Origin of the sequence: Xenophilus sp., assembly GCF_044462705.1 — a bacterium.
Taxonomy (GTDB): domain Bacteria; phylum Pseudomonadota; class Gammaproteobacteria; order Burkholderiales; family Burkholderiaceae_C; genus Xenophilus; species Xenophilus azovorans.
Genome location: NZ_JBIQNC010000198.1, coordinates 1 through 8,569, shown reverse-complemented (window position 1 = coordinate 8,569; position 8,569 = coordinate 1). Strand labels below are relative to the sequence as shown.

The 8,569-nt window shown below is 70.9% G+C and carries 7 protein-coding genes; 2 read left to right on the top strand and 5 right to left on the bottom strand.

Annotation, left to right across the window (positions count from 1 at the left end; genetic code table 11):
- Together pstC and pstS are read right to left on the bottom strand one after the other, a co-directional pair.
- Window positions 1–875, bottom strand: an 875-nt coding sequence (gene pstC, locus ACIY1X_RS21770; RefSeq protein ID WP_399684638.1) for a phosphate ABC transporter permease subunit PstC, incomplete at its 3' end; no start/stop codon positions are given.
- Window positions 876–1,078: 203 nt separating this feature from the next.
- Complete coding sequence (gene pstS, locus ACIY1X_RS21765; protein ID WP_038215768.1) at window positions 1,079–2,113, bottom strand: phosphate ABC transporter substrate-binding protein PstS; 1,035 nt, start codon at window positions 2,111–2,113, stop codon at window positions 1,079–1,081.
- 230 nt (window positions 2,114–2,343) lie between these two features.
- Between pstS and ACIY1X_RS21760 the strand changes: the two genes are divergently transcribed.
- Window positions 2,344–3,864 carry an exopolyphosphatase gene (locus ACIY1X_RS21760; RefSeq protein WP_399684635.1) on the top strand — a complete coding sequence of 507 codons (1,521 nt, stop codon included), beginning with the start codon at window positions 2,344–2,346 and terminating at the stop codon, window positions 3,862–3,864.
- A 21-nt stretch (window positions 3,865–3,885) separates the two neighbouring features.
- Here ACIY1X_RS21760 and ACIY1X_RS21755 read toward each other — a convergent pair whose 3' ends face one another.
- From ACIY1X_RS21755 to ACIY1X_RS21745, 3 genes are all read right to left on the bottom strand, one after another.
- Window positions 3,886–4,347 carry a SixA phosphatase family protein gene (locus ACIY1X_RS21755; RefSeq protein WP_399684632.1) on the bottom strand — a complete coding sequence of 154 codons (462 nt, stop codon included), beginning with the start codon at window positions 4,345–4,347 and terminating at the stop codon, window positions 3,886–3,888.
- A gap of 96 nt (window positions 4,348–4,443) precedes the next feature.
- Complete coding sequence (gene ppk1 / locus ACIY1X_RS21750) at window positions 4,444–6,666, bottom strand: polyphosphate kinase 1 (RefSeq protein WP_399684629.1); 2,223 nt, start codon at window positions 6,664–6,666, stop codon at window positions 4,444–4,446.
- A 114-nt stretch (window positions 6,667–6,780) separates the two neighbouring features.
- Window positions 6,781–7,617, bottom strand: a complete 837-nt coding sequence (locus tag ACIY1X_RS21745; protein ID WP_399684626.1) for a GNAT family N-acetyltransferase — start codon at window positions 7,615–7,617, stop codon at window positions 6,781–6,783.
- A 164-nt stretch (window positions 7,618–7,781) separates the two neighbouring features.
- On the opposite strand from ACIY1X_RS21745, the gene ACIY1X_RS21740 reads away from it, so the two are divergent.
- Complete coding sequence (locus tag ACIY1X_RS21740; RefSeq protein ID WP_399684623.1) at window positions 7,782–8,486, top strand: glutathione S-transferase family protein; 705 nt, start codon at window positions 7,782–7,784, stop codon at window positions 8,484–8,486.
- Window positions 8,487–8,569: the final 83 nt, after the last annotated feature.

Sequence of the window (8,569 nt, the reverse complement as noted above, 5' to 3'; positions counted from 1 at the left end):
GACAGCGACAGCACGACGAAGGTGATGAAGAACAGCACCAGGCCCAGGTACATCAGCGCCGCCTGGTGCAGGCCGGCGCCGGCCTCGGCGAACTCGTTGGCCAGGGCCGAAGTGATGCTGTTGGCCGCCTCGAACAGCGACAGCGAGTTGAGCTGGTTCATGTTGCCGATGACGAAGGTGACGGCCATCGTCTCGCCCAGCGCGCGGCCCAGGCCGAGCATGATGCCGCCGACGACGCCGGCCTTGGTGTAGGGCAGCACGACCTTGCTCACCACTTCCCAGGTGGTCGAGCCCAGGCCGTAGGCGGATTCCTTCAGCAGCGGCGGCGTGACCTCGAACACGTCGCGCATCACCGAGGCGATGAAGGGAATGATCATGATGGCCAGGATGATCCCGGCCGACAGGATGCCGATGCCCACCGGCGGGCCCGACACCAGCGCACCCAGGTACGGCACGCCCGCCAGCAGCTTCTGCAGCGGCTGCTGCACCCAGGTCGAAAGGATCGGCCCGAACACCAGCAGGCCCCACATGCCGTACACGATGGAGGGCACCGCGGCCAGCAGCTCGATAGCGGTGCCCAGCGGGCGCTTGAGCCAGGAGGGCGACAGCTCGGTGAGGAACAGCGCGATGCCGAAGCTCACCGGCACGGCGATCACCAGCGCGATGAGCGAGGTGGCCAACGTGCCGTAGATCATCACCAGGCCGCCGTACTCGTTGGTGACCGGGTCCCACACGCTGCTGGTGAGGAAGCCCAGGCCGTACTTGGCGATCGCGGGCCAGGCGCCGACGATGAGCGACAGCAGGATGCCGATGAGCAGCGCCAGCGTCAGCAGCGCGGCGCCCTTGGCGGCCCAGCCGAAGAGCCGGTCGGCCATCGGGCCCGAGCGGGCCTTCTTGGCGGGAGGAGGCGTGGCCGCGCGCGCGCCGGCGCGGGCCGGGCTCAGCTCCAGCGCGCCGGGGTCGGCCGTGAGGGTGGAAGACAAGGCGTGCTCCGTTGCGGGCCGGCGCTCAGGCAAGGTGCTTGCACTCAACGGCCGGCCCTCGTGGTTTCTTCTTGTGTGTGTGCGGGCGGCGGCGATCAGTCCAGCGCGATCGACTTGCCCTGGCCGTCCTTGACGTCGGACCAGGCCTTGACGATGGCCGTCTTCACGCTGGCGGGCATCGGCACGTAGTCCAGGTCGCCGGCGGTCTTGTCGCCGTTCTTGTAGGCCCAGTCGAAGAAGCGCAGCACGGTCGAACCCTGGGCCGGCTTGTCCTGCACCTTGTGCACCAGGATGAAGGTCGCGCCGGTGATGGGCCACGAACCCTCGCCCGGCTGGTTGGTCAGGATCTGGTAGAAGCTCTTGTCCCAGGCGGCACCGGCGGCGGCGGCCTTGAAGGCGGCGTCATCGGGGGCGACGAACTTGCCGGCCTGGTTCTGCAGCAGCGCGTAGGTCATCTTGTTCTGCTTGACGTAGGCGTACTCGACGTAGCCGATCGAGTTGGGCAGGCGGCCCACGAAGGCGGCCACGCCCTCGTTGCCCTTGCCGCCGGCGCCGGTCGGCCAGTTCACGGCGGTGCCCTCGCCCACCTTGTCCTTCCACTCGGCGTTGACCTTGCTCAGGTAGTTGGTGAACAGGAAGCTGGTGCCGGAGCCGTCGGCGCGGCGCACCGGGGCGATGGCGGCGTCGGGCAGGTTCAGCGAGCCGTTGAGCGCCTTGATGGCCGGGTCGTTCCACTTGGTGATCTTGCCCAGGTAGATGTCGCCCAGCACCTGGCCGCTGAGCTTGAGCTCGCCCGGCTTGATGCCCTGGATGTTCACGACGGGGATCACGCCGCCGATCACGGTGGGGAACTGCAGCAGGCCCTTGGCGCTGAGGTCCTCGTCCTTCAGCGGCGCGTCGGAGGCGCCGAAGTCCACCGTCTTGGCCTCGATCTGCTTGAGGCCGGCGCCGGAGCCGACCGACTGGTAGTTGATCTTCACGCCGGTGGCCTTGTTGAAGTCGGCCGCCCACTTGGCGTACAGCGGCGCCGGGAAGCTGGCGCCGGCGCCGGTGGCTTCCTGCGCGAAGGCAGCGGAGAAGGCGGTGGCCGCGGCCAGGCCGACGGAGGCGAATCGGAGGATGGTGTTCATTCGGGCTTCCTTTCGAAGGGAGTCATGCGCCCCGGACCGGGGGTTGCCGCGGACTGTAGGAAGCTTGTGTGACAGCGATGTGACACGAAAAAATGCCGCGCTGCCGAGTGAGGAACGCATTCGCCGCCGTGAACGGAAGATGACGCCGTCACGCGGTTGTCACACGGCCCGCACACCATGGCGGCCCCGGGCGCGCCGTTACCATCCAGGCTTTGCCCGGCACCTCTTTCATGCAGAACGGCACCCGCCTCGCCGCCGTCGACCTCGGCTCGAACAGCTTCCGCCTCGAAATCGGGCAGGTGGACCACGACCAGATCCACCGCAGCGAATACCACAAGGAAACCGTGCGCCTGGGCAATGGCCTGGACAGCGCACGCAACCTCACGCCCGAGGCGATGCAGCGCGGCTGGGACGCGCTGGCCCGCTTCGGCGAGCGGCTGGCCGGCTTCAAGCGCGCCCAGGTGCGCGCCGTGGCCACGCAGACGCTGCGCGAGGCGCGCAACCGCGACGAGTTCCTGCTGCGCGCGCGCACTGTGCTGGGCTTCGGCATCGACGTCATTCCCGGCCGCGAGGAAGCGCGCCTGATCTACCAGGGCGTGGCGCACCTGCTGCCGCAGGGCGAGGCGAGCGATGCCGAGCGCCGGCTGGTCATCGACATCGGCGGACGCTCCACCGAGCTGATCGTCGGCCGGCGGCTGGAGCCGCTGGCGACCGAGTCCTACCGCGTGGGCAGCGTCGCCTGGTCGATGAAGCACTTCGCCCAGGGCCAGTTCACCGCCGGCGCCTTCCGCCACGCCGAGATCGCCGCGCAGGCGGTGCTGGACGACGCCCTCGGCTTCTGCACGCGCGACCGCTGGGACGTGGCCTACGGGGCCTCCGGCACCATCGGCGCGGTGGGCGACATCCTCGCCGCCGCGGGCGGCGCGCCGGGCATGGTCACGCGCGAGGGGCTGGACTGGCTGCTGGAGCGCCTGCTCAAGGCCGGCAGCGCCGACAAGCTGCGCCTGGAGGGCCTGCGCGAAGACCGCAAGGCCGTCATCGGCGGCGGCCTGGCCGTGCTGCGGGCGCTCTTCTCCCTGCTCGACATCGAGCGCATGAACGTGGCGCAGGGCGCCCTGCGCCACGGCGTGCTGTACGAACTGCTGGAGCGCGACGAAGGCGTGGCGGACCTGCGCGACAGCGCCGTCCAGCGGCTGGCCTCGCGCTTCGGCGCCGACGCGCAGCAGGCGCGGCGCGTGGGCGACACCGCCTCGGCGCTGTACCTGCAGCTCGTGCCCGAGGCGCGCGGCGGCGCCACCACCAGCCGCGCCGGCCGCAGCCTGCGCAAGCTGCGCTGGGCGGCGCAGCTGCACGAGGTGGGCATGCAGATCTCGCACAGCGACTACCACAAGCACGGCGCCTACGTGCTCGACAACGTCGATGCGCCGGGCTTCACCGTCAACGAGATGCACGTGCTCAGCCAGCTCGTGCTGGGCCACCGCGGCAAGCTGCGCAAGGTGGAAGCCTCGCTGGCCGCCGACGAGGCCTTCGCCGCGCAGCTGCTGTCGCTGCGGCTGGCGGTCATCCTGTGCCACGCGCGGCGCGACCCGGCCCCCGGCGCGCTGGCCCTGGAAGCGGCCGGCCCCCGCGCCTTCGGCATCCGCTGCACGGCCGACTGGGCCGAGCGCCATCCGCAGTCGGCCCACCTGCTGCGCGAGGAAGTGCTGGCCTGGCAGAAGAGCGGCTGGCGGCTGGCGCTGGACGTGCGCTGAGCGCGGCGCGCCGCCGCCCGGCTACATCAGTTCCGGCGCCTGGACGGTCACCATCACCGTCTGCACCTCGCCGTCGCGCTCGCGGGTGCGCAGCCACCACACCGAGCCCTTGCGCACGGCGCAGCTGTCCTGCTTCAGGCCCATCAGCCGCGCCACCACCTGGCCGAGCGCGGGCTGGTGGCCCACCAGCAGCACCACCGACTTGCCGTTGGGCCAGCCGACGGCCTCCAGCAGGCCGTCGGCCGTCGCCTCGGGCGCCAGCTCCGGGCGCAGCTTGTACTTGCGGCCCAGCGCCAGCACGGTCTGCTCGCAGCGGCGCGCCGGGCTGCAGAGGATGCGCGTGCCGTCGGGCAGCTGGCGGTCCAGCCAGGCGGCCATGCGCTTGGCCTGCTTCTCGCCGCGGCCCGTGAGCGAACGCTCCAGGTCGTCGCAGCCCTCGGTCCAGTCTTCGGCTTCGGCGTGGCGCCAGAGGATCAGGTCCATGTCAGTGCCGCCCGGCCGCCCGAAGGCACTGACGCGCCCCCTTGGGGGGCAGCGAACCGCGAAGCGGTGAGTTGGGGGTCTGTTTCATCGGTCTCGTCAATCGCGCAGGGCTTCGCGGGTGCGGCCGCGGGAGGCGTAGCGGTCCATCAGCGCCTGCTGCGCGCCGTGCGCCTCGATCGCACGCGAGGCGCCCTCCTCGCCGGGATGCGTGTCGCCGTCCACCCGGCGGTACACGCCGTCGGCGCCCAGCTCCCAGGCGTCGCGGCCGTCGTGCAGGTAGGCCACCAGGCACTCGTCGATCAGGCGCTGGCGCAGCACCGGGTCGGTCACCGGCCAGGCCAGCTCGACGCGGCGCATCATGTTGCGGTTCATCCAGTCGGCGCTGGACAGGTACAGGTCCTCGTCCTCGCCGGCGCGGAAGTAGAAGACGCGCGAGTGCTCCAGGAAGCGCCCGATGATCGAGCGCACGCGGATGTTCTCGCTCACGCCCGGCACCTGCGCCGGCAGCATGCAGGCGCCGCGCACGATGAGGTCGATGCGCACGCCGCGCCGCCCGGCGCGCAGCAGCGCGGCGATCAGCGCCTCGTCGGTCAGCGCGTTCATCTTGGCGACGATGCGCGCGTCCTGCCCGGCTACCGCGGCGTCGGCCACGGCGTCGATGCGCTCGACCAGTTGCCGGTGCAGGTGGAAGGGCGCCACCCACATGCGGTTCATCTTCGGCAGGCGGCTCAGGCCGGCCAGGTGGACGAAGACGGCCTCCATGTCGGCGGTGAGCAGCGGGTCGGCCGTGAGGTGGCTGATGTCGGTGTACAGGCGCGCCGTCCTCGGGTTGTAGTTGCCGGTCGACAGGTGCCCGTAGCGCACCAGCCGGCGGCCCTCGCGCCGGGTGACGAGCAGCATCTTCGCGTGCGTCTTCAGGCCGACCACGCCGTACACCACCTGGGCGCCGATGGACTCCAGCGCCTCGGCCCAGTTGATGTTGGCCTCCTCGTCGAAGCGGGCCTTCAGCTCCAGCACCACCATGACCTCCTTGCCGCGGCGCACCGCCTCGCGCAACAGGTCCATCAGCTCCGAGTCGGCGCCGGTGCGGTAGATGGTCTGGCGGATGGCCAGCACGTCGGGGTCGCTCACCGCCTCGCGCAGGAAGTCGAGCACGCCGTCGAAGCTCTCGAAGGGCTGGTGGATCATCACGTCGCCGCGCTGCAGCCGGTCGAAGAAGGACTGGCCGGGCGAGAGATGCAGGGGGTAGGACGGCACGTAGGGCGGGAAGTGCAGTTCCTTGAAGCGCGGTTCGTCGGCCAGGTCGATCAGCTGCGCGAAGCGCGCGAGGTTCACCGGCCCGTGCACGCGGTACAGCGCCTGCGGCGGCAGGTTGAACTGCGCGAGCAGGAAGCTCGCCAGCGACTCCGCGCAACTGCTGGAGACCTCCAGCCGCACGGCTTGCCCGTAGTGCCGGTGCTGCAGGCCCTGGCGCAGCGCGGTGCGCAGGTTCTTCACGTCCTCCTCGTCCACCGCCAGGTCCGAGTGACGGGTGACGCGGAACTGCGAGAACTCGCCCACCTCGCGCCCCGGGAACATGGAATGCAGGTGCGCCCGCACGATGCTGGACAGCGCCACCACCAGCGTCTTGCCGCCCGAGACCCTGGCCGGCATGCGGATCAGGCGCGGCAGCACGCGCGGCACCTTGAGGATGGCGATCGGGTTCTCGCGGCCGAAGGCGTCCTTGCCGGCCAGCCGCACGATGAAGTTCAGCGTCTTGTTGGCCACCTGCGGGAAGGGGTGCGCCGGGTCCAGGCCCACCGGCACCAAGAGCGGCCGCACCTCGCGCTCGAAGTACTCCTGCACCCACTTGCGCTGCGCCGCGTCGCGCCGGCCGTGCGAGATGACCTGGATGCCCTCGCGCGCGAAGGCGGGCAACAGCTCGTCGTTGTACAGCGCGTACTGGCGCTCGACCAGCGCGTGCGCCGCGTCGGCCAGGCGCTCGAAGGACCCGGTGGTGTAGTTGCCCGTGAGCTCGCCCGCGGCCGCCGCCTGCAGGTGCGGCGCGGCGCGCACCTCGAAGAACTCGTCCAGGTTGGACGAGACGATGCACAGGTAGCGCAGGCGCTCCAGCAGCGGCACCTCGGGCCGCTCGGCCCAGTTGAGCACGCGGCGGTTGAAAGCGAGGATGCTGTGGTCGCGGTCGAGCAGCGCCGGCGCGGGCCGGACCGCCGGCCGCACGGGCGGCGGCGCCGGCAGCGGCGGCACCGCGGGGAGTTCGGTCGACGGGACGGCGTCGCGTGGGGCGGTGTCGCGCGCGGGCTCGGAATTCGATGGCATGGCGGGCGGTTGGGGGACTGACATGACAGTCGCATGAACAACTGTCATGGAAGTGTCATTCAGCCACATGACATTCTCGTGACAGACACCACCCGGCCCGCGCCCCCGACGGCCTCAGGCGGCGCCGAACTGGCGCCGCCAGCGCGGCGGCAGGTCGGCGATGCGCAGCAGCATGGGCAGGTCGGCGGTGTTGAAGTCCGGGTCCCAGGCCGGCGCGCCCAGCACGCGCGCGCCCAGGCGCAGGTAGCCGCGGATCAGCGCCGGCGGCTCCACCGGCAGCGTGCCGTCGAGCCGGTCCACCGGCAGCGGCAGGCGCGGCTGCACCTGGTACTCGATGGGCGCCATGTGCGTGGCCGACACCTGGCGCCAGATGCTGGCGGCCGCGTCGCCGCAGGCTGCGCCGTGCCAGTTCATCGGGATGCTGGCGCAGCCGATCATGGTGTCCAGCCGGTTGCGGTGCATGAAGTCCGCCAGCGCGCCCCACAGCGCCAGGATCACCCCGCCCTGCCGGTGGTCGCGGTGCACGCAGCTTCGGCCCAACTCCACCATGCGCGTGCGCAGGCTGCGCAGGCGCGTGAGGTCGAACTCGGTGTCGCTGTAGGTGCCGCCGACCCGGCGCGCCTGCGCGGGCGTGAGCACGCGGTAGGTGCCGATCACGCGGCCGGAGGCCTCCTCGCGCACCAGCAGGTGCTCGCAGAAGTCGTCGAACAGGTCCACGTCGTGGCCCGGCAGCGGCGTGGCCAGGCGCGCGCCCATCTCGCCGGCGAACACCTCGTGGCGCAGCCGCTGCGCGGCGCGGACCTCGTCCTGGTGGCGGGCCCAGCCGACCGTCAGGCCGGAGGACGCCGCGGGCGCGGCCGGCGGCGCGGCGGGGGCGGCGGCCTCGGGCCACACGGTGCCGCGCAGCCCGAGGCGGGCCAGGGCGAGGGTCGGCGTCGGGAGTTCTTTCATTCGGTGCTTCGGAAGAAAAGGGCTTTGACTGTGGGTTGCGCGGCAGTCTGCGCAGGCCCCATGAAGCGCGCATGTCATGACTGTGGCAATTGCATGACGGCGGGCGCCGCCGCGCCGCCCGGTATAAGCTGGTGCGCCTGTTCTTCACCCTCTCCCGCCCTGCCATGCCCCAAGCGCCGATCGAAGTCCATTCCTGGCCCACGCCCAACGGCCACAAGGTCCACATCATGCTGGAGGAGTGCGGCCTGCCCTGGCGCGTGCACCCCGTCAACATCGGCAAGGGCAAGCAGTTCGAGCCCGGCTTCCTGGCGATCAGCCCGAACAACAAGATCCCGGCCATCGTCGACCCGCAGGGCCCGGACGGACAGCCGATCTCGCTGTTCGAGTCCGGCGCCATCCTCGTCTACCTGGCGGGCAAGACCGGCCGCTTCCTGCCCGAAGGCGACCGCGCGCGCTACCAGGTGCTGCAGTGGCTGATGTTCCAGATGGGCGGCGTCGGCCCCATGCTGGGCCAGGCGCACCACTTCCGCCTGTATGCGCCCGAGAAGATCCCCTACGCCATCGACCGCTACACCAACGAGGCGAAGCGCCTGTACGGCGTGATCGATCGGCAATTGGGCCGCACGCCCTGGATCGCCGGCGACGACTACAGCATCGCCGACATCGCCATCTTCCCGTGGCTGCGCAGCTGGCAGAACCAGGGCATCGTGCTCACCGACTACCCGCACCTGAAGAAGTGGTTCGACACCATCGCCGCGCGGCCGGCCGTGCAGCGCGCCGTGCAGGTGATGGCCGACCTGCGCAAGCCGCTCACCGACGACAAGTCGCGCGACATCCTCTTCGGCAAGACCCAATACCAGAAACGATAGAATCGCGCGCTTGTCGGAGCGTAGCGCAGCCTGGTAGCGCATCTGCTTTGGGAGCAGAGGGTCGCGAGTTCGAATCCCGCCGC

Coding starts and splice junctions, on each gene's coding strand:
- pstS (WP_038215768.1), bottom strand. CDS start 2,113: ATGAACACCATCCTCCGATTCGCCTCCGTCGGCCTGGCCGCGGCCACC.
- ACIY1X_RS21760 (WP_399684635.1), top strand. CDS start 2,344: ATGCAGAACGGCACCCGCCTCGCCGCCGTCGACCTCGGCTCGAACAGC.
- ACIY1X_RS21755 (WP_399684632.1), bottom strand. CDS start 4,347: ATGGACCTGATCCTCTGGCGCCACGCCGAAGCCGAAGACTGGACCGAG.
- ppk1 (WP_399684629.1), bottom strand. CDS start 6,666: ATGCCATCGAATTCCGAGCCCGCGCGCGACACCGCCCCACGCGACGCC.
- ACIY1X_RS21745 (WP_399684626.1), bottom strand. CDS start 7,617: ATGAAAGAACTCCCGACGCCGACCCTCGCCCTGGCCCGCCTCGGGCTG.
- ACIY1X_RS21740 (WP_399684623.1), top strand. CDS start 7,782: ATGCCCCAAGCGCCGATCGAAGTCCATTCCTGGCCCACGCCCAACGGC.